This window comes from Actinocorallia populi, assembly GCF_002995495.1.
GTDB lineage: Bacteria > Actinomycetota > Actinomycetes > Streptosporangiales > Streptosporangiaceae > Actinocorallia > Actinocorallia populi.
In genome coordinates, this window is sequence record NZ_PVZV01000005.1 from 214,196 (window position 1) to 237,368 (window position 23,173).

Sequence of the window (23,173 nt, forward strand, 5' to 3'; positions counted from 1 at the left end):
GAATGCGCATCACGCTGCTGTCGACGTCCGACACCGACCTGCTGTCGGCACGCGCCTCCGGCGCCGCCTACACGCTCGGCAACCCGTCCAGGCTCGACGTCTCCGCGGACCTCCCCGCCCTCCTCGACGGCGCCGACCTCGTCGTCGTCCGCATCCTGGGCACCGCCCGCTCCTGGCAGGACGGGCTCGACGCCGTCGCCGCGCACGGGGCCCCGTTCGTCGTCCTGGGCGGCGAGCAGACCCCGGACGCCGCGCTGATGGGCCTCTCGTCGGTCCCCGTCGGCGTCGCCGCCGAGGCGCACCGGTACCTCGCCCAGGGCGGGCCCGGCAACCTCGCCCAGCTCCACGCGTTCCTCACCGACACGGTGCTGCTCACCGGCATCGGCTTCGAGCCCCCGGCCGCCGTCCCCGAGTGGGGGTACGCGGCGCGCGAGCTCCCGCCGGGCGGCCTGCCCAAGATCGGCATCCTGTACTACCGCGCCCACGAGACCAGCGGGAACAACGGCTTCGCGCACGCCCTGGCCGACGCCATCGACGCGACCGGCGAGGCCGTCGGCGTGCCGCTCTACGTCTCCTCGCTGCGTTCGGCCTCCGACGACCTCTACGCCGACCTCGCCGCGTTCGACGCGCTCATCGTCACCGTCCTCGCCGCCGGGGGCACCGCCCCCGCCACCGCGAGCGCCGGGGGGGACGACGAGGCCTGGGACGTCGAGCGCATGCGCGCCCTGGACGTCCCGATCCTGCAGGCGCTGTGCCTGACGTGGTCGCGCGAGGCGTGGGAGGGCTCCGACGACGGCGTCTCCCCGCTGGACTCCGCCACCCAGATCGCCATCCCCGAGTTCGACGGCCGCATCATCACGGTGCCGTTCTCGTTCAAGGAACTCGACGAGGACGGCCTGCCCCGCTACGTCGCGCACCCCGAACGCGCCGCCCGGGTCGCGGGCATCGCCACCGCCCACGCGCGGCTCCGCCGGATCCCCCCGGCCGAACGCCGCATCGCGATCGTGCTCTCGGCCTACCCGACCAAGCACAGCCGCATCGGCAACGCCGTCGGCCTGGACACCCCGGTCTCCGCCGTCCGCCTGCTGCGCGCGATGCGCGAGCACGGCTACGACCTGGGCGGCCCCGGCGAGATCCCCGGCCTGGAGCCGCTGCCGCCCGTCGAGGGCGAGGACCCCGACACCACCTCCGGCAACGCCCTCATCCACGCGCTCATCGCGGCGGGCGGCCAGGACGAGGAGTGGCTGACCGACGCCCAGCTCACCGAGAGCACCGTGCGCATCCCCGCCGCCGACTACCGCGAGTGGATCTCCGGCCTGCCCGCCGAGCTCACCGACGCGATGGCCGAGGCGTGGGGCCCGGCCCCCGGCACGCTGTTCGTCAACGAGAACGACGAACTCGTCCTGGCCACCCTGCGCGCCGGGAACATCGTCATCCTCATCCAGCCGCCGCGCGGCTTCGGCGAGAACCCCGTGGCGATCTACCACGACCCCGACATGCCGCCCTCGCACCACTACCTGGCGGCCTACCGCTGGCTGGAGCGCGGCTTCGGCGCCCACGCCGTCGTCCACCTCGGCAAGCACGGCTCGCTGGAGTGGCTGCCCGGCAAGAACGCCGGCCTGTCGGCGGCGTGCGCGACGGACGCCGCGATCGGGAGCATGCCGTTCGTCTACCCGTTCCTCATCAACGACCCCGGCGAGGGGGCGCAGGCCAAACGCCGCGCCCACGCCGTGATCGTCGACCATCTGGTGCCGCCGATGGCGCGCGCCGAGACCTACGGCGACATCGCGAAGCTGGAACAGCTCCTCGACGAGCACGCCAACATCGCGTCCATGGACCCGGCCAAGCTCCCCGCGATCCGCGCCCGCATCTGGACGCTGCTCCAGCAGGCGCAGATCAACCGCGATCTCGGCCTGGACGAGCGCCCCGACGACGAGGAGTTCGACGACTTCCTCCTGCACGTCGACGGCTGGCTGTGCGAGATCAAGGACGCGCAGATCCGCGACGGCCTGCACGTGCTCGGCCAGGCGCCGGAGGGCTCGACCAGGGTCGACCTCGTGCTGGCGATCCTGCGCGCCACCCAGATCTGGGGCGGCGACACCAGGGCGCTGCCGGGCCTGCGCGCCGCGCTGGGCCTGAAGCAGGACGCCCCCGCCGCCGAGGTCGACGCCGTCGAGGAGACGGCGCGCGCCCTGGTGGCCGGGCTGGAGGACGCGGGCTGGGACGCCGCGCGGATCCCCGGACTCGTCCGCGCCCGCCTCGGCCGGGACGACGAGACCGTGGCGAAGGTGCTGGAGTTCGCCGCCGGGCAGGTCGTCCCGCGCCTGGCCGCCACGACCGGGGAGCTCGACGCCGTCCTGCACGCGCTCGACGGCGGCTTCATCCCCGCCGGACCGTCCGGCTCGCCGCTGCGCGGCCTGGTCAACGTCCTGCCGACCGGCCGCAACTTCTACACCGTCGACCCGAAGGCCGTGCCGTCCCGACTCGCCTACGAGACGGGCCGTTCCATCGCGGAGTCCCTGCTCGCCCGGCATCTGGACGACACCGGCGAGTACCCGCGCTCGGTCGGCCTGTCGGTGTGGGGGACGTCGGCGATGCGCACGTCCGGCGACGACATCGCCGAAGTCCTGGCACTCATCGGCGTCCGCCCCGAATGGGACGAGGCGTCCCGCCGCGTCAACGGCCTCACCGTCATCCCCCTCGAGGAGCTCGGCCGCCCCCGCATCGACGTCACCGTCCGCATCTCCGGCTTCTTCCGCGACGCGTTCCCGCACGTCATCGCGCTCCTCGACGACGCCATCCGCCTCGTCGCCGACCTGGACGAACCCGACGAGCAGAACTACGTCCGCGCCCATGCCCGAGTCGACCTGGCCCGCCACGGCGACGAACGGCGCGCCACCACACGCATCTTCGGCTCCAAGCCCGGCTCGTACGGCGCGGGCATCCTCCAGGTCATCGAAGCGGGCAACTGGCGCGACGACGCCGACCTCGCTCAGGTCTACACCGCCTGGGGCGGCTTCGCCTACGGCCGCGGCCTCGACGGCGCCCCCGCCGAGGAGGACCTGCGCGCCAACTACGGCCGGATCACGGTCGCCGCCAAGAACATCGACACCCGCGAACACGACATCGCCGACTCCGACGACTACTTCCAGTACCACGGCGGCATGATCGCCACCGTCCGCGCGCTGACGGGCAAGGCGCCCGCCGCCTACATCGGCGACTCCACCGCCCCCGACGCGGTGCGCACCCGCCTCCTCGCCGAGGAGACCGCCCGCGTCTTCCGCGCCCGCGTCGTCAACCCGCGCTGGATCACGGCGATGCGCCGCCACGGCTACAAGGGCGCGTTCGAACTCGCCGCCACCGTCGACTACCTCTTCGGCTACGACGCCACCGCCGGCGTCGTCCACGACTGGATGTACGAGGCCCTCGCCACCAGCTACGTCCTCGACGAGGACGTCCAGCAGTTCATGCGCCGCGCCAACCCGTGGGCGCTGCGCAGCGTCATCGAACGCCTCGACGAGGCGGCCGAACGCGGCCTGTGGGAGGCCCCCGACGCGGCGCTTCTGGCCGAACTGCGCCGCGTCTACCTCGAGGTCGAAGGCGACTTGGAGGACGACGCCGAATGAGACGCGTCCGCATCATCGGCATCGGCCCCGGCCACCCCGACCAGGTCACGGCCGAAGCCGTCCGCGCGATGAACGAGGTCGCCTACTTCCTCGTCCCCGACAAGTCCGCCGACCACGCGGGAACGGACGGGCTCCTGCGCGCCCGCGAGGAGATCTGCCGCCGCCACCTCCCCGGCGAATACCGCGTGGTGACCGTCCGCGACCCCGAACGCGACCGCGACGACCCGTCCGACTACCGCCGCGCCGTCGAGGACTGGCACGAGGCCCGCGCCGCCGCCTACGAGCAGGCCATGCTGGAGCACCCCGGCGACGTGGGCTTCCTCGTGTGGGGAGACCCCTCCCTGTACGACTCGACCATCCGCGTCGTCGAACGCGTCCTGGCCCGCGGCAACGTCTCCTTCGACTACGACGTCATCCCCGGCGTGAGCAGCCTCCAGCTCCTCGCAGCCCGCCACCGCCTCGTCCTCAACGACATCGGCACCTCCCTCACCGTCACCACCGGCCGCCGCCTCCCCGCCGAGGCCGCCGCGGGCAACGACAACCTCGTCGTCATGCTCGACGGAGCCCTCCGCTGCCGCGTCCTCCCCGACCTCTCCGCCTGGCACATCTGGTGGGGCGCGAACCTGGGCTCCCCGGAAGAAGCCGTGGCCTCCGGCCCCCTCGACCAGGCCATGGACGACATCGTCAGCGCCCGCACCCAGGTCAAAGCCACCGCGGGCTGGGTCATGGACACCTACCTCCTGCGCCGCACCCCCGCTCCCCGCCCCTGACACGGAACACGCACGCCCATACGCTCAACGGACGAGGCGGGACGGCTCCCGGAACCTGGCGATGTCGGCGAGCTCGGCGGAACAGTCGACGGGCTCCCACAATTCGAGCCGTCCCCCGGGCCAGATCCCGACGATCCGCCCATCGGCGATGACGACGGGCCGCAGGACGCCGCCACCAGGGTGCACGGCCCGGCGGCGGACTTCAGGAACGGGCCTCTCGCCCCAGCCGAGAAGGTACTCGTCGTAGGCGGGCAGCAGCCGGACGAAAGAACTGGGGACCTCCGGCACGGACGGCTCGGGAATCTCCCGCCAAGCCCGCTGGACGGCACGCAGCGGCAGCCCCGACCAGAGGGCGAGATCTTCCGGAGCACACGGGTGGTGGGCCCGCCGATAACGCAGGACCAACTCCCGCAGCGCCTTCTCCCCGTCCGCCGGCACCTCGGGCAACGGAGCCCCCAGCCAGTCGACGGTATGCACATAGGTGGGTTTGCCGCCGCGTTCCGGCCCCAGCACGACAAGCCCCGCATGCGCCCCGAGCGCGGCGAAATGGACGATCGCCTGCCCTTCCTCCCCGAGTCGCGCCCCGAGCTCGGCCTTCGTCAACGGCCCCTGCCCGTCCAAGGCCCGGCCGACCCGGCACAAGGCGTCCTCATAGGACGTCTCCCGGCCCAGCTCACGCAGGCGGCGCAGTGAAGCCGCCGCCGTTCCCCGCACGAGAGGCAGGAACCACCCCGCGTCCTCGACCGCCACCAGATGCAGGGTCCCGCGCGGCCCCCAGCACCTGAGCACCGACCGCTCCTCCCGAACGGCGTCGACCTCGTCACGTGTGACACCGTCCATCCGCGCCCGGAAGGCCAGCGGAAACGCCGCGACGTCCTGCGCCTGAACGGCCAGCAGCCTGCGGACGACCTCGACGACCCCGCCCAGAGCAGGCCGGTGCAGCAACTGGGAGACCGCCCTCACCGCGAAGGGAAAAATGTTCATACGGCCTCCTGAAGAAAAGAGAGAACCATGCCCGCGGCGGTCAGCCTTCCGTTGTCGGTCCGCCGCCGTCGCGCAGGTAGGCCAGGACCGCGCGGACGCGGCGGTGGTCGTCGGGGGCGGGCGGGAGGTCGAGTTTGGCGAGGATCGATCCGACGTGTTTGACCACCGCGGCCTCGCTGACGACGAGGCGGCGGGCGATCGCGCCGTTCGACAGGCCTTCGGCCATGAGGCCGAGGACCTCGCGTTCGCGTTCGGTGAGGCGTTCCAGCGGGGAGCGTTCGCGTCGCCGCGACAGCAGGCTCCGCACCACTTCCGGGTCGATGACGAGGCCGCCCGCTGCGACCCGCTCGAGGGCGTCGACGAACTCCATGACCTCGCCGACCCGGTCCTTGAGCAGGTAGCCGACGCCGCCGCCGGTCTGCAGCAGTTCGGCGGCGTAGGACTGCTCGACGTACTGCGACAGCACCAGCACCGGCAGGCCGGGACGTTCGGCCCGCAGCGCCAGAGCGGTGCGCAGTCCTTCGTCGCGGAAGCCGGGCGGCATCCTGACGTCGGTGACCACGGCGTCAGGTTCGTGCTCGGCGACGGCGGCGGCCAGGCCGGGGGCGTCGGTCACCGCCGCCACGACCTCGTGGCCGAACCGGGTGAGGATCTGGCTCAGGCCCTCCAGCAGCAGGACCGAGTCCTCGGCGATCACGATGCGCATGGGATCTCCACCCGAAGGATCGTAGGGCCGCCGGGCGGGCTGGACAGCCGCAGCGTGCCGTCGTGGACGGAGACCCGGTCGGCCAGGCCCTGCAGTCCGCCGCCCTTGGCGGGCTCGGCGCCGCCTTCCCCGTCGTCGTGCACCTCGACGGTGAGGATGTCGCCATCGCGGCGGACCCTCACCCGGGCCGAGGAGGCCCCGCTGTGCTTGGCCACGTTGGCCAGCGCCTCGGCGACCACGAAGTACGCGGCGCCTTCGACAGGTTCCGGTGGCCGTTCGGGCAGCTCGACGTCGACGTCCACCGGTACGGGGGAGCGTTCGGCCAGGGACTCCACCGCCGCGCCCAGACCGCGGTCGGTGAGGACGGAGGGGTGGATGCCGCGGACGAGGTCGCGCAGCTCCTCCAGGGCGGCACGCGCCTCCGCCTGCGCCTTGCCGATCAGGTCCGGCGCGGCGCCGTCCAGCCTGGCCAGGCCCAACGTCATGATCAGGCCGGTGAGCCGCTGCTGGGCGCCGTCGTGCAGGTCGCGTTCGATGCGGCGGCGTTCGGCCTCGAACGCGTCGGCCAGGCGTGCCCGCGACGCCCGTACCTCGACCAGTTCCTCGGTCGCGGGCCGCACCAGCAGGGCGCGGGCGAGGGCGGCGCGTCCCCCGGCCAGTGCGGCGAAGACGTAACAGCCGGCCAGCGCGATGGCGACGCCCAGCAGGGAGTGCAACCACGCCTCCGCAGGCTCGTCCACCGTGGCGAACGAGCCGTACATGATCCGGTCGCCGTTCGCCACCAGGTAGGGAGCGCCCGCCGCCACGGTCGAGCCGACGATGATCACGAACGGCACCAACAGATCGACGGCCGCCAGCACGGTGAACAGCAGCGCGTATCCAAGTTCGCGCCAGGTGGCGGCTTCACGCAGCCGGAAGCGCACCAGAGCGCGCAGGCCCGTCCCGTCCGGAGCGCGGTGGGCGGACGGGGCAGGGCGCGGGTCGAGCCAGCGCAACCGCCGCCGCTCGACGGCGGCGAGCACGACGGCCGTCAGCGGCACGCAGGCCAGCACCCCGATGCCGACCACCAGCGGCGTCAGTACCACGCCGACCACGAGCATCGCGGCGACGACGGTCAGCCAGACCAGGGCCACGACCGGCCCTGTGGCGAGATACGCCAGCGAACGCCACGGCCAGGACGAGAACACGAAGCGCAGAGGATGACGCTTCATGGCCCGCCAGACGTTCATGGAACGACCCTAAGGGAGGTCGAAGAGCGTTCGAGCAGGTCACGGAGGCGCTCGTAGGAGCGGTCCCAGCTCCACTCGGCGCGCACCCACTCCCGTCCCCGCCGTCCCATGGCGTCGCGTTTCGCCGGGTCGGTGAGCAGTTCGACGAGCCGGTCGGCGATCGCGGGCACCGAGGTGGCGGTGACGACGTGGCCGGTCTCGCCGTCCCGCACCGCCTCGGGCGCGCCGCCTGAGTCACCCGCCAGCACGGGCAGCCCGGCCGCCGCGGCCTCCAGGAAGACGATGCCGAGTCCTTCGGTCTCCAACCGGAGCCGCCGGGAGCGGCACGGCATGGCGAACACGTCGGCGGCGGCGTAATAGGGCGGCAACTCGGCGTGGGGGAGTGCTCCGGCGAACACCACGGCGCCGGGCGGCAACCGCTCGGCCATCGCGCGGAGCCGGGATTCTTGTGGGCCGTCGCCGACGATCAGCAGGGTGGCGTCGGGGACCGTCCGCCGGACCAGGGGCAGCGCCTGGATCAGGAGGTCCTGGCCTTTGCGGGCGACGAGCCGCGACACGGTGAGGACGACCGGTCTGCCGCCCAGGCCGTGGCGCTCGCGGACGGACCCGTCGTCGGCGCCGGGCCGGAAGACCTCGCCGTCCACACCGGGGACGAGCCGTGTCGTCCGGGCGTGCGGGCCGAGCGCGCCGACGATGCGCGAACGGGTGTAGCCGGTGAGGTAGGTGACGGTGTCGTTGTGTTCGCCGATGCGCCGCAGCACCCGCCGGGCACCGGGCACGGTGGCCCACCACACCTCATGGCCGTGGGTGGTGGCGACCGACGGCAGCCCGCCGAGCCGTCCCGCGAGCAGCCCGAGCGGCGCGGCCGCCCCGAACCAGACCGCATCGCACTTATGGACGGCGGCCAACTCACGAACGGTACGCGCGACGCGTGGGGTCGGAAGGAGAGTGCGGGAGCGGTCACGGACCACGGGGAAGGGCAGCCGGGCGTCGAAGGCCTCGGCACCCGGTTCGGCGGAGGTGTAGACGGCCACCTCGTCGGCGGGGAACCGGCGGGCCACCTCGTGGACGAAGGTCTCGATGCCGCCGAGCCGCGGCGGGAAGTCGTTGGTGACGATCAAACAGCGGGGCACGGCTCGTCCTCCGTCCGGCACGTGGCCGTCCATCCCCACAGGGCCAGGAGCGCCGGGTAGATGAGGTAGCCCCACCGGGTGGCGGGCATCAGCAGGGCCGCCAGCAGCAGCCCGAGCGCGAGGCGCAGCACGGTGTCACCGACGGAGCGGGGCGGGCGGACGACCAGCCAGACGCCCATGGCGACCGCGGCTCCCGCGAGCGCGGCCACCGCGATGGCATGCCCGTACGGACCGAGGCCGGCGATCAGATGTCCGGGAAGGGGACTCCCCGCGGGCGAGGCGACGTCGGCCAGCCCCAGGGGGAACTCGACGGCGTTGGCCCAGATCCCGGCGGGATCGACCAGCGCGGGCAGCAGGACGCCCAACGTCACGGCACCGGCCGCCGCTCCGGCGAAGACGGGCAGATCCGCACGTTTTCTGACCGCCACCAAGGCGAGGCAGACCGCCAGAGCGGGCCAGGCCGTGGCCTTCATCGTCGCCGCGACTCCCAGTACCAGCCCCGCCGCCCCCGGCCACCGGACGGTCAGCGCCAGCCCCAGACAGGCCAGTCCGATCACAGGCAGATCGTCACCGCCCACCGCCAACGGCAGTGCCACCAGCGGGGAGGCCGCAAGGAACAACAGCGGACGAAGCACCGCCTGTCCGCGCAGGATCAACCCGGCGGCGGCCATGGCGGCGAGGAACACCATCCCGAAGACCACTCGCGGATCCACTCCGAGCGTCCCGAAGAGCGCCATACCGGGCAGGTAGGGGTTGTAAGCCGTGTAATCGAGGCTCCCCACCAGCTCGGCAGGCCCCAGATAAGGCGTGCCGTGCTCCAGCAGGTGCTGTCCGGAACGCTCGACGACCACCACCTCGGGCTGCGCCTGGCCGGTGCCGATGAGGAACACCAGCGGCAGCAGAACGGCCCCGGCGAACACCGACCCCGCCACGACGCCTCGACGGCGACGCCCTGCAGGCAGGAGCGCCAGAAGCGCCCCTAGCCCGTACGCGAAGGCCGCGATCTGCCCCCATACCTGATGCGTCTCCAACTCGGTGACGCCCGCGGTCACCCCGGCGAAGACGGCGGACCCGCCGTACACACCGGCATCCAGATACCGACTCGGCCATCCTCGGAGTCTCCGGCGCTCTGCCGGTCTCTTCGGTCGTCCCGGCCGGACCACCACAGGCGGCCTTGTCGCGATCGTCATCTGTGCCCCTTATCTGCGACTTGAGCTGCACTTTCTGTCGCATACCAGGCAATCGCCTCAGAGCGCGGAGATCATGGGGTCTGGCCGCCGACCTTGAGGTAGAGCCGGCCCTACCTCCGAGCTCCGCCAGGCCGGATCAGGGCCGAGGCGAGTTCACCGACTCTCCGAAGGTGCAAAAGTGTGACTTGTCGATATCTGAGGCGGTATCTAGCTTTCTGTATGAGCAACCTCGCGCAGAGTGATCTCTCGAAAGCCTCCAGCGTTCCCGTCCCCGCGAAGGAGACCCGCCTCATGGCCGGACGCAAGTCCAAGACGCACCCCCTGTCCGCAGTGCTCACCGCCGCCGCACTCGGCGCCGCCACCCTGACCGCGAGCGCGGCGCAAGCCACCGAAACCGGCCTGCTGCAATGCCAGGGAACGGAGACCATCGCCTACAGCCCGGGCGTCACGCTCACACCACGCGACATCACCTTCACCATCGACGGCCGGTTCACCTCGTGCCTCGACACCGCGAACCAGGTGACCAGCGGCTCCTACGACGAGGAATTCACCGTCACCGTAGGCTGCAACGGCCTCCTCGACTCCTTCGAAGGCGAACGCGTCCTCACCTGGAACACCGGCGACACCAGCACCGCCGAGATCAACGGCCAGAGCACCGCCGTCCTCGGCCAGGTCATCACCACGATCACCGGCACCATCACCCAGGGCCGCTTCCAGGGCCGCTCCGTACTGCAGACCGTCACCCTTCCCCAGCTGGGTTTCCTGCAGTGCGCCACCACCGGCCTGACGGGCACGACCGGCCTGACGACACTCACCCTTACCTGAGACCACAGGACATGACGACCGTCCAACCGCAGAACCGCCGGGACACCGACGAAACGGCCGACAACTGCGCGTCGCCGGAGGCGCCGCGCCCCATCCGCCTCACAAGAACACCCTGATGGTCATGTAAGGCCCGGACGGACGGCAGACGCCCGCCGCCACGGGTACGAATCCCCAACCGGATTGCAGTCAGATGGCTGCACGTCCGCTGTCGGCTCGGTTCGTCGTCAGCTGGTGATCATGTATCGATTCGGGATCGCTCGTGGGGATGGGCGTCCATGATGCGCATGCCAGGGGTCATGCCGCTGTCGCCTGGATGAATGCGATCTCTACGGGAGACGGCGGTAGACGTTGTGGCGGTTGCCGACCGCCAGAACCCATACGGTCGGCCGACTGTCTTCGACGGTGTACGCGAAGCGGGAAAAGCGGGCCGAGTTCTCCGGGGCGAACGCGGCCATTCGCCTATGTTCTGGCCTGTCCTGCTGGAGAGGCAGCGCCGGACATGTCCGTGGTGATGATCTCGTGCCGAGTAGAGTGTTTTCAGGGACGTTCTCACTGAACCGGGGGATGCCGTGTCGACAAATCCGCCGCTTCTGGGACGGCCGGTCGCCGCCAAAGGGGGAGAGACCAGGCAGCGCATCATCGCGGCCACGATGCGCTGCGTGGCGGAAACGGGTTACTCGCGGGCGACCATCCGGGAGATCGCCCGGGCGGCCCAGATGACCAGCGGCAGCCTCTACCACTACTTCCCCAACAAGGCGGAGCTCGTCAAGGCCGCGTTCCTCGAACTCTCCGGGATCTCGCTGCCCCGGCTGGCCGCGGCCGCGGACCGCGCGGACGGCGTCCTGGACAAGCTGATGGCCGTGTTCGACGAGGGCGACCGGCTCCTGCGCGACTACCCCTTCGCGGTGGCGTTCGATCGCGCGATCCGCGTGGAGAGCGCCGCTGACCTCCAGCTGGCCGGGGAGAGCGACACGATCTTCACAGCGCTCCGCGACGTGGTCACCGGCATCATGGAGCAGGCCCGGCAGGAGGGGGCCCTGGGGCCGGAAGTCGACGTCGAGAGCGCCTCGAACGCCATCCACACCATCATGCTGGGCCTGTGCGAGCACACCGCCACGACGCCGCCGGAGGTCTACCAGGCCACCGGACGCGCGTTGAGGCTTCTCATCCGGGGGACCCTGTTCGACTACGCGAAACTGGCACAGGGGCCTGACGCTCAGGTCTTACGGCCGCCGTTGACACCGAGGACCTGGCCGGTGATGTACGACGACGAGTCCTCGCACAGGAAGACCGCGGCGTTGGCGATGTCCTCGGGGCGACCGGCACGGCGTACCGGGGTGATGCTGATGAAATGCTCGAGCGAGTCGTAGAAACTGCCTTCGGCGACCGACTTCTCGAGCATCGGGGTCACCACCATGCTGGGCGGGATCGTGTTGACGGTGATCCCCTTGGGGCCGAGTTCGAGCGCCAGGCTCTTGGTGAGCCCGATCAGCCCCGTCTTCGAGCTGACGTAGGCCGACATGTACGCTTCGCCGCCCTGCGCGCTGGAGGACGAGATGTTGATGATCCGGCCCCACCCGGCGGCCTTCATATCGGGCAGCACCGTCTGGGTGCAGAGGAACGGACCCCGCAGGTTGACCGCCATGACCCGTTCCCACAGCTCGTCGGTGATCTCGGAGAACTTGCCGAACTGCACGATGCCGGCGTTGTTGACCAGGATCAGCACTGGGCCGAAGTCGGTTCGCACCCATTCCACGGCGGCCTCGACCAGGAAACGGTCGGAGACGTCGACTGCATAGCCGTTGACGGTGGCGCCCGTCTTGCGCAGCCGGGCGACCTCGGCGTCGAGCAGCTCGGCCTGGACGTCGAAGACGGCGACCTTGACGCCGCGTGCGGCGAGCGCCTCGGTGATCGCGAGCCCGATGCCGGACGCTCCGCCGGTGACGATCGCGGTGGTCCCCTCGAAAGGCATGGCTCAGCTCTTTCCGGCCGGGTCGAATCTGATGTGCAGTTCGGTGAGACCGCGGAGGATGAACGTCGGGATGTACCGGTAGCGCCGGTCTCCCGGGGGGCCGTGCCGCTCCTCGTCGATCCGGATGTCGGAGGTGCGGTCGAGGAGCCGCCGGAGGCCGATCCCTGCCTCCGCGCGGGCCAGGGGGGCTCCCGGGCAGCTGTGGACTCCGCGGCCGAACGCGACATGGCTCCGCGCGTTCTTGCGCTCGATGTCGAAGACGTCGGGGTCGGGGAATCTGCGCGCGTCTCGGTTGGCCGCCGCGTTCAGCAGCATCATTGTGGTGCCCGCGGGCAGGTCCACGCCGCCGACGGAGACCGGGACCTTGGACAGGCGGAAGTCGCCCCGGATCGGACTCTCGTACCGCAGGGTCTCCTCGATGAAATTGGGGAGCAGGGAGCGGTCGGCGCGCAGCCTCGCCTGCAGAGCGGGGTCCTCTGCCATCAGCATCACCGCGGTGCTGAGCAGGCGGACCGTGGTCTCCTGGCCGGCGGCGAACAGGTTGGCCGCGACGCGCACCGCGTCGATCACCTCCGGGACGCTCCCGTCCGGGAAGGTCGCCGAGGCGACACCGGTCAGGACGTCGTCGCGAGGCTCGCGGCGGCGGTCCTCGATGTACTCGGTGAACTTGCCGTAGAGGTATTTCAGGGGCGAATGCGCCAGCGTGTCGCCCTTCTTGCTGCTGCCGAGCACGCTCCCGCTCAGCAGCGCCTCCCGGAACTCGGTGTGGTCGGACTCCGGGACGCCGAGGAGGTCGGCGATGACGAGCATCGCGAACGGGGACGCGAACTCGCCGTTGAACTCGCAGCGGTCGCCGGTCAGCGCCCTGTCGAGCTGGCCGTCGGCCAGCCGCCACATGGACTCCTCGTTCTCCTTCAGACGCTTCGGCGTGATCATCTGTGACAGGAGGCCCCGGTGGGCGGTGTGGTCCGGGGGGTCCATCGTCGGCAGCTGGTCGTTCATCGGCAGCTCGTCGCGGTGCGCGGCGATCAGTTCGGAGATGTCGTCGCCCTCGAGCGGGACGGGGAAGCCGGGGAACGGGCCGGTGACGGAGGTGCACGAGGAGAACCGCTCGGTGTCGTTGTAGACAGCGATGGCCTCCTCGTATCCGGTGATCATCACCACGCCGTGATGGGGCTCCCTGCGGACCGGGCACTGCTCGCGCAGTGCGGCGAGGTAGGCGTACGGGGCGTGCAGGAGCGCGCTGTCCGTGAAGAAGTCCACGGAATCGATGTCGGTCATCTGGTCTCCACTCACTCGGATATCCGGACGCCCTCGTAGCTCTTGAGCATGTCGTTCTCGGGCAGCGCCATCTGCAGGTAGACGTCGATGTGCCGGATCTTGCCGGCTTCGTCGAACTCGTAGACCGAGACCGAATTGACGACGCTCTTGTAGTCTCCGACCTCGCTGCGCTCCTCGAGCTCGAGGAAGACCAGGCCAGGCCTCTCGGTGATCCGCTTGAAAGAGCATTCCCATTCAGCGGAGGTCGCCCAGCCGGTGAGGAACTCGACGTACTCCGCCCAGTTCATGACCTCTTTGAAGTTGCCGACGCGCTCGAACTCCTCGACCGCGACCAGTTCGGCCAGAGGCGCCCAGTCCGCGGCGGAGAAGCCGGGGTTCTTGGCTCTGTCCACCAGGTGTTTGGTCGTCAGGCCGTATTCCAGCACCTTGCGGGAGAGGCCGGTGTGCTCCCCGACCACCTCGCTGAGCTCACGCATCCCCATGGATCACACCTCGCCGTTCGCGCCGACGGAGAGGTACCCGTCCACGACCGAGTGGTAGTGGGCGATGACGATCTCCTCTTTCACCAGCGTCATGTGTTCGAGCCGCTTGTTGCGCAGTCCCCGCTGCTGTCGCGGCATCTGCTCGTAGTCCTGCTGGAGGGCGAGGAAGTACGGGAAGCTTCCCGGCTCCTCGACCTCGGTCAGCTCCGCCCGGAACGCCTCCCGGTGCTCCGGAGGCAGCCACATGTAGCTGCTGATGTGCCAGACGCACCTTCCGGGGTCGCCGCCGGGGTCCGGCAAGGCCAGGATGACCGTGGCCTCGCCCGCGCGGATCGTCATGAAGAAGTTCGGAAAGAGCACCCAGCCGTGGTTGTCGCTCATCTGGGCGTCGGTCAGCCCGCTGACGTCCAGCCCCATCCCGGTCAAGGTGTCACGCGTGGCCCGCTGCAGCAGCGTGCGAGCGGTCACGCCCTCAGGGAAGTCGAGCTTCCCGTCCTCGTCGCGGTGGGCGGAGACGAGCTCCTCGAAACGGGGCAGCACCGTGGCCACCGTGGGGAAGGTCCCGGGCAGCTCCCTGATGCCCTCGACCTGGTCCTCCGGGCCGAAGACGGACACGTTCGCCACCTCGAACGGGGCGACGGACACGCTGTGGTCGCCGAGGAAGAGGTGTCGGCTCTTGGACGGATCGATGTCGATCACCTTGAGGAGCTCCGGATGGATGCCCGAGATGTGGTAGCCCTCCGAGAACGCGTCGACGACGACCTTCCAGTTGCAGTCCAGGCTCTCCCGGACGTCCAGCACCGTGACCATCTCGTCGAGACGGTAGGGGGCCAGGAGCTTCGGTATCTCGTCGCCCAGGAAGTCGACGAGCGGCGCCGCGTCCGGGTCCGGGTTGAGGAAGACGAACCCGGCGAAGCACTCGACCCGCACTGGGAGGAGCGAGTTCTCGTCCTTGTCGATCGGGTCGAGGACCTTCTCCCTGAGGATGCCCCGCAGTCTCCCGTCGAGGTCGTACGACCACAGGTGGTACCGGCACAGGAACCCGCGCTTGGAGTTCCCCTTGCCCGTGCACAGCGGGTTGCCGCGGTGCCTGCAGGCGTTGGCGAACCCGCGGATCTCGCGGTCCTTCCCCCGGACGATGACATACGACTGGTCGAAGAGCCGGTACTCCTTCCAGTCGCCGACCTCGGGCAGTTCGTCGACGCGGCCGGCAACCTGCCAGGTCCGCATCCAGATCAGGTCCCGCTCCTTCTCCGCGAACTCCCGCGACGTGTAGCGGTCGGTCGGAATCTGCATGCGGTACCTGCCGGACGGGATGTCCGCCAGACCCAATCCCGTTTCACCGACCCATTCACCCGGTCTGGCTGATGACATGGAACTCGTCCTCCTCGTTTATGGCAGGGCTGACGTGAAAATGTGCCGATAAAAGGCATGGTTTTTCTGCAGGGCGCACTTCTTGGATCCTCGCCGTTTGGGCGGGCAGAGAACCCCTGCGTCGCAGGTGAAGAAGTGGATGAGAGGCCTGGCTGGCCGGGCGCTCCCGTGTTTCAAAGATCGGGATGGAGAGGTAATTGATCGCTTGATTGATTAGTATCATGAAGGGCACATCAAGGGTGTGTCAATAGCCTTATGTAGAGACGAGAATCCTCCTACCGGATTGAAGGCTGCACTCTCCCGTGTGAGCTGGGAACCCTCGCCCCGGGGTTGTGGAGGGGCGCCGCGGCGTCAGCGGTGCCGCGGCCGGAAGCGGAGGGTCTCGTGGTCGTCGTCGCGGGCACGCCGGCGGGTGCGCGGACGTCGGAACCGGTGGGGCGGTCTGATCGTGCGCTCCGCGACGTGGCGTCGGGTGCCCGGCCCTGAGGCATGGGAAGTGCTGTGACGAGAGGTGGCGGACTCGGTGTCGAAGGCCGTGCACACCGTTCCGATGCGGTTCGCGGGCGAGGCGTGGCCCGGAGGGTTCGGTGTCGCCGTAGCGTCCGAGGGGCGAGGCGGCCATCTGCACACGCCCTGCCCGTCCCGTCGGCCGAGGTTCTCCCCGTAGCCGGGCATCGTGGCTGCCAACCTGGGTGAAGTTCATCCGCGGGATGCCGGAGGCTCGAAGGGGCTTGCGCTTGCGCAGAGGCAGCGGGCTTCACCGGTGGGGTGAACCGCAAGATGGAGCATGGGACGCGAAGAGTCCGTACTCGTCCGGGTGTCATCTTCGACTGTTGGGCCTGCCCATCGATCCCGTTTGAAGCCGGCGCGAGAGCTGTCCGGCTTTTGATGAAGTCCGGACCTGGCCTCTCGTGAGAAAACAAAGAGCCAATCAAGACCTTCAATTTGTGATCTTGATTAGCTCAAGGTTTGGCAAAGTACCCCCAACCGGATTGCAGCCAAATGGCTGCACGTTCGCCGGCGGTCCGCTCCGCCGTCAGCTGGTGATCACGCATCGATTCAGGGCCGATCGTGACGTGTGTGAGGGTTCATAACGGTGGACGCACACGCACTGGTGGCGCGTTACGCAACGTTGGCCGGGTGACCGGTCCATGTTGGCCACCGCCCGTGTCCTGCTCTGGGGGCGCTTGTGGGGTGGGTAGTCGTCCAGGACCGCATGCAGGCGTTTGCCGGGCTGGCGCTCACGCAGGGGCTTGAGGAAGGACGGGAACTCGCTCCATCGTTTCCGGTGCCGGATGCGGTGGTAGAGCTTGCCGGTGGCCAGGCCCAGGGCGCTGAGCAGGTGGCGGACCCCGTCGTTGCGACGGTAGGTCGCCCGCAGCCGGGGCGGTTCAGGGATCGACCACGTGGCGATCCCTCGATATGGATATGCGTTCAGGTCGCGGGTTCTGCGTAGTCGTCCCTCTGATGTCGGGGGTCGGCTGAGATGGGTGTGCGAACCGCACGGTGATGGCCAGGCCCCCTTCGCGGCGTGCGTCGGCGGTGAGGACGGCGTGGTGGGCTCGGGATACGGCGTTGACGATGGCGAGGCCGAGACCGTGGCCGTCGTGGCGGCTGTGACGGTCGGGCGTCAGTCTTTGGAAGGGCTGGAAGAGGCGCTGGACCTGGTCGTCGAGGATGGCCGGCCCGCTGTTGACGACCGTGAGGATCGTATGTGTGCCGGAGGCCTGAGTGGTGATCTCCACGTGCCCGTCCGGGTGGTTGTGGCGGATGGCGTTGTCGACGAGGTTGGCGATGAGGCTTTCGATCAGTCTCGGATCCCCGGCCGTCAGCGCGGGAGTGAGGCGTTCAGTGAGGTCGATGCCTTTCCGCCTTGCTCGGTCGCGGCGGGCGGCGAGCACTCCTGCGGCGACCTGGGCGAGGTCGAGGGTGTCCCTGCGGGTGAGGCCGCGTTCGCTGGTGGCCAGGGCGAGTAGCGCTTGGACGAGCCGTTCCTGGTGTCCGCCGAGAGCGAGAGCCTCCTGGCAGGCCGAGCGCAGGGTGTCGGTGTCGGCGTCGGTGTCGGCGAGGGTGACTTCGAGGAGGGTCCTCAGGCCGGCCAGGGGGGTGCGCAGCTCGTGGGAGGCGTTGGCGACGAAGTGCCGGTGGGAGTCGAAGGAAGCTTCGAGACGGGTGAACAGGTCGTCGAGGATGTAGCCCAGTTCGGTCAGCTCGTCGGCGGGTTCGCCGAGGTCGAGGCGTTGGTGCAGGTTTCCGGCGGAGATGGCCTTGGCGGTGGTGGTGATGGCCCGCAGGGATCTATGGAGCGGGCGAGGACCTCGAAGTCCTCGACGACGAGGACCCTCACCACCGGTCACCGCCGGTCGTCGTGCGGGCGGGGCGGCCGAACCGGTCGCCGGGTCGAGATGCCATGCCTTCAACGATGCCAGATCCCCGGTTTCAGCCGGGTCGCAGTCGCTGCGACCCGGCTGAAACCGGGTGCCGCGTACAACCGTCGGCATGAATGCATTTCGAACCGTGAGAGCGCCGCGGTGAGCGCCCCGGGGATCGCCGTCGCCGGACTGCGCAAGCGGTATGGGGCCACTCCGGCCCTCGACGGCATGTCCTTCACCGTCCGTCCGGGTGTGGTGACCGGCTTCGTGGGACCGAACGGGGCAGGGAAGTCCACCACGATGCGGGTGATCCTGGGCCTGGACGCGGTCGATGAGGGCACCGCGCTCATCGGCGGGAAGCCGTACCACAGCCTCCGCCGTCCGCTGAGCCACGTCGGCTCACTGCTGGACGCGGCGGCGCTGCACCCCGGCCGGAGCGCTCGTGACCACCTGCTCTGGCTGGCGCATTCACAAGGCCTGGCCGCGCGCCGGGTGGACCGGGTGATCGAGCAGGTCGGCCTGACCTCGGCGGCCCGGCGCAGGACCGGCGGCTACTCGCTCGGCATGCGTCAGCGGCTCGGGATCGCTGCGGCCCTGCTCGGGGACCCGCCGGTCATCATGCTCGATGAGCCTTTCAACGGCATGGACCCCGACGGGATCATCTGGATGCGCGGCTTCCTGCGGTCGCTGGCCGCTCAGGGCCGCGCCGTCCTGGTGTCCAGCCACCTGATGAGCGAGGTGCAGGACACCGCCGATCACCTCGTCGTGGCCGGGCGCGGCAAGGCCATCGCCGACGCCGGCGTGACCGACCTGATCGCGGCCGCCTCCAGGGGCCGGGTGGCCTTGCGGACCACTGCCGGTACGCACGCGATGAGGGTGCTCGCGCATGCCGGCGCGACCGCGGCGGCCACCGGCCACGACACCATCACCGTCTCCGGACTGCCCGCGGATCGGATCGTCACGCTGCTCGGCAAGAGCGGGGTGCCGTTCTCCGAGGTATCGGCGCACCGCGCCACCCTTGAGGACGTCTACCTGGAACTCACCCGCGAGGCGGTCGAGTTCCGTGCCGCGATGCCCACGGAGGTATCACGGTGACCCCCGCCACGACGCCGTACCGACCTGGCCAACGGGCCGAGCGGTACGGCTTCCTCCAGTTGCTGCACGCGGAGTGGACCAAGTTCCGAACCGTCCGGGGCTGGGCGTTCGGAATGGTGGCCGCAGCACTGATGGTGGTGCTGGTCGCCCTGCTCGCCGGGACCAGCAGCGATCAGAAGGGTTCACCATCCGTTCCGATCGGACCGGGCGGTGAACCGGTCACCGACAGCTTCTACTTCATGCACCGGCCGCTGGCCGGAAACGGCAGCATCACCGTCTCCGTTTCCGCACTCAGGAGCAGCGTCCCCGCGGGTCCCGCGGACCTGCGGCCCGGCACCGTGCCGTGGGCGAAGGCCGGGATCATCATCAAGCAGAGCACCCGCCAGGGATCGCCCTATGCGGCGATCATGGTCACCGGCAGCCACGGCGTGCGGATGCAGGACGACTACGTCAACGACACGGCCGGCCTCCCCGGCCCCGTCTCCGCCGCGTCTGTTCGCTGGCTGCGGCTGGACCGCTCGGACGACACGATCACCGGCTATGCCTCCGCCGACGGCGCACGCTGGACCAAGGTGGGCGCCGTTCACGTGAGGGGGCTCGGACCGACCGCGCAAGGCGGGCTGTTCGTCGCGTCTCCACCTTCCGTGCACGGCCACGGCACGCGCGTCAGCGTGTCCACGGCCGTCTTCGAAGACCTTCGTGTCCAGGGTCACCGGGTCGGCGGCGATTGGACGGGCGACCAGGTGGGACGCATGAGACCGGCTCTGCACGCGGAATGGACGAAGATACGGACCGTCGCCGGCCCCCTGTGGCTGCTGCTCGGCATGATCGCGGTGACGGTGGCCCTGAGCGCCGGGGCGGTTTCGGTGGTGACGTGCACGTCCGCCGGCTGCGGCGGTGACATGACCAAGCTCAGTCTCATCGGCGTCCAGCTCGGCCAGGCGCTGGTCGCCATCCTGGCCGTGCTGGTCATCAGCGGCGAGTACGGCTCGGGCCTGATCCGCACCACCCTGACAGCGATGCCGCATCGGGCCACCGTCCTCGCGGCCAAGGCCATCGTTCTCGCCGGCGTCGTCACCGCGGCCGGAACCATCGCGGTTCTCGGGTCGCTGCTGGCCGGGCGGCTCATCCTGCCCCGCCACGGCTTCACCACCGCCCTCGGCCACCCGGCCCTGTCCCTGACCGACGGCCCCACGCTACGCGCGACCGCCGGGTCGATCCTCTACCTGATCCTGATCGCCCTGTTCAGCCTCGGCATCGCCGCCATCGTGCGGGACTCCGCGACCGGCATCGGGGTCATCCTGGGCCTGCTCTACCTTCCCCCGCTCTTCTCCCAGGTGATCGGGGATCCGGACTGGCAGCGTTTGCTCCAGCAGATGAGCCCGATGAGCGCCGGCCTCGCCGTCCAGACCACCGCCGACCTCCGCGACCTGCCCCTCAGCCCCTGGGCCGGTCTCGGCGTCACCGCCGGATGGGCCGCCGCCGCGCTCATGGCCGGCGGCCTGCTGATACGCATGCGCGACGCCTAAGGCCCTGTTCGTCGTCGAGGCCATCGGGTTTCGCTGTGCGGTGCGCGCACTGCTGGTAGTCCGATGATCGCGATGCGTGGTGATGCGGCGGACGAGGAACGGGCGCTGACCGGGCTCAGGTCGGCGGGGATGGAACGGGCTCCGGGCAGGGCGACCTTGTCAGGGTCTCGGCCGACGGCGATGACGGTGTCGCCTCGGCCCAGGTGGGTGCGGGCCCACTCGACGATACCGACCTGAAGGAGGGCTTCGTGGTTTCGGATCTGCGGGGGCGGGCCGCCGGCTCTGCGTGATGACGTGTCCGGGGCCGCGGTGCAGATCTACGAGGTGCTGGAGGCGGTGGCCGCTGATTTCAGGCCGCTGTCAGAGGAGTGAGGTGGTTTCCGGCTGAAATGGGCGGGTGATCGACGCGGTGGAACTGGCGGGTGTCTTGGATCCTTGAAGGTGTGGCCTTGTTCGTTCTTGACGGCCCGGGGGTGCAGGGGGCGGAGCCCCTTGCCGAGGTGGGGGCTCGGCCCCCGATGGGCACGGCCCCGAGCGGAGCGAGGGACCACATCGGGGTCGACATCTTCCCGGCCGGCATCTCGATCCTGCGCTAGGCAGGCCGGCGTCGCACGGCCTCGGCGATGACCGATGTCACGAACTTGTCGACGGATGCCGTGGTCGGCGGGCCGGGGTCGCGGTCCGCGAAGAGGAGGTGCCCGCCGCCGACCAGGGAGAGGGTGAGCGAGTCGATGTCGGCGTCGGCCGCGATACGGCCCAGTTCGCGCTCGTCGGCCAGATAGGCGGAGATCGCGGTCGTGGCCTGGGCGAGGATCGCGATGCCGCCTCCGGGCATGGCCTGCCGCAGCCGTGCGCGCAGCTCGTCCCGGAAGGTGATGAGCGGGATGATCGCCACCGGGATCGGCCCGAACAGGGTGGTCAGGGCGCTGGTGAGGTTGCCGGCCACCGTGCCGGTGCCGGCGGAGGCGCGCAGCGCACTCGCCTGCGTCTCGAGTTGTGCGGCCCGGTCGAGCACCAGTTCGGTGAGGAAGGCGTCGAAGTCGGGGAAGTGCCGGTGCAGGACGCCTTTGGCGCAGCCCGCCTCGTCGGTGACGGCCCGGCTGGTCAGCCCGTTCGGCCCGTCCCGCAGGAGCACGCGCTCGGCGGCTTCGAACAGCTGTCGCCGCGCATCGCGAAGGTGCACGCCAGTCGGCACTCGCAGCTCCTCTCATGCGTCGCCCCGCCGGCACCCGTTGCCTTAGTGGGCATGCGCCCACTAAGGTGGGCGCATGCCCACAATAGCGCAGGAGCAGCCAGAACCGTCCCCGGCGGAGCCGCAGAAGGCCCGAGGGATGGCCGAGTCGTTCGGCGTGAACGCGCAACGCTACGACCAGGCCCGGCCCGGCTATCCCGATGAGCTGGTGGCGCGGATCGTCGCCGGAAGCCCCGGGGCCGACGTGCTCGACGTCGGCTGCGGTACCGGCATCGCGGCCCGCCAGTTCCAGGCCGCCGGCTGCACCGTGCTCGGCGTCGAGCCCGATGTGCGGATGGCGGACTTCGCGCGATCCCATGGCCTGCAGGTCGAGGTGGCGACCTTCGAAGCCTGGCAGTCGGCCGGCCGGACGTTCGACACGGTCATCGCCGCTCAGTCGTGGCACTGGGTGGAACCGGTCACCGGTGCCGTGAAGGCGGCACGTGTGCTGCGTCCAGGGGGACGGCTGGCGGTCTTCGGGCATGTGTACGAGCCGCCTGCCGAGGTGGCCGAACCGTTCGCCGCCGCCTACCGGCGGGCGGCGCCCGACTCCCCGCTCGGCGGCCAACCGGCCCGACGCCCACTCGACCTCTATCGGGCGGGATACGCGAAGTTCGCCGACCAGATCCGCGAGACCGGACAGTTCGACGATCCCGAGCAGTGGCGATTCGACTGGAAGCAGTCCTACACACGCGATCAATGGCTGGACCTGCTTCCCACCACCGGCGGCCTCACCCGACTACGCCCCGATCAGCTGGCCGGGATACTGGACGCGGTCGGGAGCGCCATCGACTCCCTGGGCGGGCGCTTCACGATGGACTACACCACCCTGGCCGTGACCGCCGTACGCGCCGGCACCTCCTGACCTCCCGATGGCCACGGCTCAAGCACGACCCCGGACGTGAGCTTTCTCCTTCAGCGCGGACATCGTGGCCGTCGACCTGGGCGAAGCTCATTCGAGGGATGCCGGAGACCCGAAGGCGCTCGCACCTCCATCAGGGCCGGCGGGCTTCACCGGTGAGGTGAGCCGCGGCGGGCACGCGCACCGATCGCCCACGCTGACAGCCGCCTGCGCGCTGGTCCGGTGGTAGCGGTTCTGGTCGATGCCTGGGCGCGGATCCGGTGCGGGGGAAGGCTCGCTCTCGATGTCGCCCTTCAGGGGGGTCTTCGTAGGCGTTAAGCCTGCCGGACGATGCAGCGGACCGGTCATGAGCTCAGCACATGATGTGGTGGCAGATTCCAGACTTTAGCGGTGAACCATGTGCATGCAGGCTGGTTTTGCGGTGGGCTCGTCCCTATCTCTCCGGATCTTCGTAGTTGAGGGTCCTGTTGAGTTCTTTGCCGCGGCGGCTCGTTGCTTCGGGTGCTTTTGTA

At 70.0% G+C, this 23,173-nt stretch carries 17 protein-coding genes and 1 pseudogene; 7 read left to right on the forward strand and 11 right to left on the reverse strand.

Translation table 11 applies throughout. The features are described from left to right. Positions 1–2: 2 nt before the first annotated feature. Together cobN and cobF are read left to right on the forward strand one after the other, a co-directional pair. Positions 3–3,626, forward strand: coding sequence for a cobaltochelatase subunit CobN (gene cobN / locus C2865_RS21075; protein WP_106400262.1), 3,624 nt, complete (start codon positions 3–5; stop codon positions 3,624–3,626). Further along, complete coding sequence (gene cobF / locus C2865_RS21080) at positions 3,623–4,396, forward strand: precorrin-6A synthase (deacetylating) (protein WP_106400263.1); 774 nt, start codon at positions 3,623–3,625, stop codon at positions 4,394–4,396. Before cobN ends, cobF begins: the two co-directional genes overlap by 4 nt. Before the next feature lie 24 nt (positions 4,397–4,420). Here the strand turns inward: cobF and C2865_RS21085 are convergent, their stop codons facing one another. From C2865_RS21085 to C2865_RS21105, 5 genes are read right to left on the reverse strand one after another with little or no spacing between them, the layout of a single operon-like run. Beyond that, entirely contained in the window at positions 4,421–5,380 is a 960-nt protein-coding gene (locus C2865_RS21085) for a winged helix DNA-binding domain-containing protein (protein WP_106400264.1), read from the reverse strand. Between the two features lie 40 nt (positions 5,381–5,420). Then, complete coding sequence (locus tag C2865_RS21090; RefSeq protein ID WP_106400265.1) at positions 5,421–6,086, reverse strand: response regulator transcription factor; 666 nt, start codon at positions 6,084–6,086, stop codon at positions 5,421–5,423. Next, the gene (locus tag C2865_RS21095) at positions 6,074–7,315 is read right to left on the reverse strand and encodes a sensor histidine kinase (RefSeq protein ID WP_198653480.1); all 1,242 of its coding nucleotides are present in this window, start codon (positions 7,313–7,315) and stop codon (positions 6,074–6,076) included. The genes C2865_RS21090 and C2865_RS21095 overlap by 13 nt, the downstream gene beginning before the upstream one ends. Next, entirely contained in the window at positions 7,312–8,448 is a 1,137-nt protein-coding gene (locus tag C2865_RS21100; RefSeq protein ID WP_106400267.1) for a glycosyltransferase family 4 protein, read from the reverse strand. The genes C2865_RS21095 and C2865_RS21100 overlap by 4 nt, the downstream gene beginning before the upstream one ends. Beyond that, positions 8,433–9,530, reverse strand: coding sequence for a glycosyltransferase 87 family protein (locus C2865_RS21105; RefSeq protein WP_157963841.1), 1,098 nt, complete (start codon positions 9,528–9,530; stop codon positions 8,433–8,435). The genes C2865_RS21100 and C2865_RS21105 overlap by 16 nt, the downstream gene beginning before the upstream one ends. A 399-nt stretch (positions 9,531–9,929) precedes the next feature. Here C2865_RS21105 and C2865_RS21110 point away from each other — a divergent pair, with 399 nt between their 5' ends. After that, on the forward strand, positions 9,930–10,463 hold the full coding sequence (locus C2865_RS21110; RefSeq protein WP_106400269.1) for a hypothetical protein: 534 nt from the start codon (positions 9,930–9,932) through the stop codon (positions 10,461–10,463). 569 nt (positions 10,464–11,032) lie between these two features. Beyond that, a pseudogene (locus tag C2865_RS41480) lies at positions 11,033–11,227 on the forward strand (TetR/AcrR family transcriptional regulator); the annotation flags it as partial. Positions 11,228–11,679: 452 nt separating this feature from the next. Here the strand turns inward: C2865_RS41480 and C2865_RS21120 are convergent. From C2865_RS21120 to C2865_RS21140, 5 genes are all read right to left on the reverse strand, one after another. Further along, positions 11,680–12,435 carry an SDR family NAD(P)-dependent oxidoreductase gene (locus C2865_RS21120; protein WP_106400270.1) on the reverse strand — a complete coding sequence of 252 codons (756 nt, stop codon included), beginning with the start codon at positions 12,433–12,435 and terminating at the stop codon, positions 11,680–11,682. A 3-nt stretch (positions 12,436–12,438) separates the two neighbouring features. Continuing rightward, a complete protein-coding gene (locus C2865_RS21125; RefSeq protein WP_106400271.1) occupies positions 12,439–13,716 on the reverse strand; it encodes a cytochrome P450 in 1,278 nt (425 codons plus the stop codon). Between the two features lie 11 nt (positions 13,717–13,727). Continuing rightward, entirely contained in the window at positions 13,728–14,198 is a 471-nt protein-coding gene (locus tag C2865_RS21130) for a hypothetical protein (RefSeq protein WP_106400272.1), read from the reverse strand. 3 nt (positions 14,199–14,201) lie between these two features. Next, positions 14,202–15,494 (reverse strand): aromatic ring-hydroxylating oxygenase subunit alpha, encoded by a 1,293-nt coding sequence (locus C2865_RS21135; RefSeq protein WP_198653481.1) that lies wholly within the window; start codon positions 15,492–15,494, stop codon positions 14,202–14,204. Between the two features lie 1,469 nt (positions 15,495–16,963). Beyond that, positions 16,964–17,992, reverse strand: coding sequence for a sensor histidine kinase (locus tag C2865_RS21140; RefSeq protein ID WP_232835741.1), 1,029 nt, complete (start codon positions 17,990–17,992; stop codon positions 16,964–16,966). Positions 17,993–18,172: 180 nt separating this feature from the next. On the opposite strand from C2865_RS21140, the gene C2865_RS21145 reads away from it, so the two are divergent. Beyond that, a complete protein-coding gene (locus C2865_RS21145) occupies positions 18,173–19,039 on the forward strand; it encodes an ATP-binding cassette domain-containing protein (RefSeq protein ID WP_232835774.1) in 867 nt (288 codons plus the stop codon). After that, complete coding sequence (locus C2865_RS40885) at positions 19,036–20,568, forward strand: hypothetical protein (RefSeq protein ID WP_232835742.1); 1,533 nt, start codon at positions 19,036–19,038, stop codon at positions 20,566–20,568. The genes C2865_RS21145 and C2865_RS40885 overlap by 4 nt, the downstream gene beginning before the upstream one ends. A gap of 592 nt (positions 20,569–21,160) precedes the next feature. Here the strand turns inward: C2865_RS40885 and C2865_RS21155 are convergent. Then, on the reverse strand, positions 21,161–21,763 hold the full coding sequence (locus C2865_RS21155; protein ID WP_106400274.1) for a TetR/AcrR family transcriptional regulator: 603 nt from the start codon (positions 21,761–21,763) through the stop codon (positions 21,161–21,163). 73 nt (positions 21,764–21,836) lie between these two features. On the opposite strand from C2865_RS21155, the gene C2865_RS21160 reads away from it, so the two are divergent. Continuing rightward, positions 21,837–22,664, forward strand: a complete 828-nt coding sequence (locus C2865_RS21160; RefSeq protein WP_106400275.1) for a class I SAM-dependent methyltransferase — start codon at positions 21,837–21,839, stop codon at positions 22,662–22,664. The last annotated feature ends 509 nt before the right edge of the window (positions 22,665–23,173 follow it).

What these genes read in the sequence shown, in the direction of transcription:
- C2865_RS21160 (WP_106400275.1), top strand. Translation starts at nt 21,837, where the DNA reads ATGCCCACAATAGCGCAGGAGCAGCCAGAACCGTCCCCGGCGGAGCCG.
- C2865_RS21145 (WP_232835774.1), top strand. Translation starts at nt 18,173, where the DNA reads ATGTCCTTCACCGTCCGTCCGGGTGTGGTGACCGGCTTCGTGGGACCG.
- C2865_RS21110 (WP_106400269.1), top strand. Translation starts at nt 9,930, where the DNA reads ATGGCCGGACGCAAGTCCAAGACGCACCCCCTGTCCGCAGTGCTCACC.
- C2865_RS21095 (WP_198653480.1), bottom strand. Translation starts at nt 7,315, where the DNA reads ATGAACGTCTGGCGGGCCATGAAGCGTCATCCTCTGCGCTTCGTGTTC.
- C2865_RS21085 (WP_106400264.1), bottom strand. Translation starts at nt 5,380, where the DNA reads ATGAACATTTTTCCCTTCGCGGTGAGGGCGGTCTCCCAGTTGCTGCAC.
- cobN (WP_106400262.1), top strand. Translation starts at nt 3, where the DNA reads ATGCGCATCACGCTGCTGTCGACGTCCGACACCGACCTGCTGTCGGCA.
- C2865_RS21135 (WP_198653481.1), bottom strand. Translation starts at nt 15,494, where the DNA reads ATGCAGATTCCGACCGACCGCTACACGTCGCGGGAGTTCGCGGAGAAG.
- C2865_RS21120 (WP_106400270.1), bottom strand. Translation starts at nt 12,435, where the DNA reads ATGCCTTTCGAGGGGACCACCGCGATCGTCACCGGCGGAGCGTCCGGC.
- C2865_RS21125 (WP_106400271.1), bottom strand. Translation starts at nt 13,716, where the DNA reads ATGACCGACATCGATTCCGTGGACTTCTTCACGGACAGCGCGCTCCTG.
- C2865_RS21130 (WP_106400272.1), bottom strand. Translation starts at nt 14,198, where the DNA reads ATGGGGATGCGTGAGCTCAGCGAGGTGGTCGGGGAGCACACCGGCCTC.
- C2865_RS21090 (WP_106400265.1), bottom strand. Translation starts at nt 6,086, where the DNA reads ATGCGCATCGTGATCGCCGAGGACTCGGTCCTGCTGCTGGAGGGCCTG.
- cobF (WP_106400263.1), top strand. Translation starts at nt 3,623, where the DNA reads ATGAGACGCGTCCGCATCATCGGCATCGGCCCCGGCCACCCCGACCAG.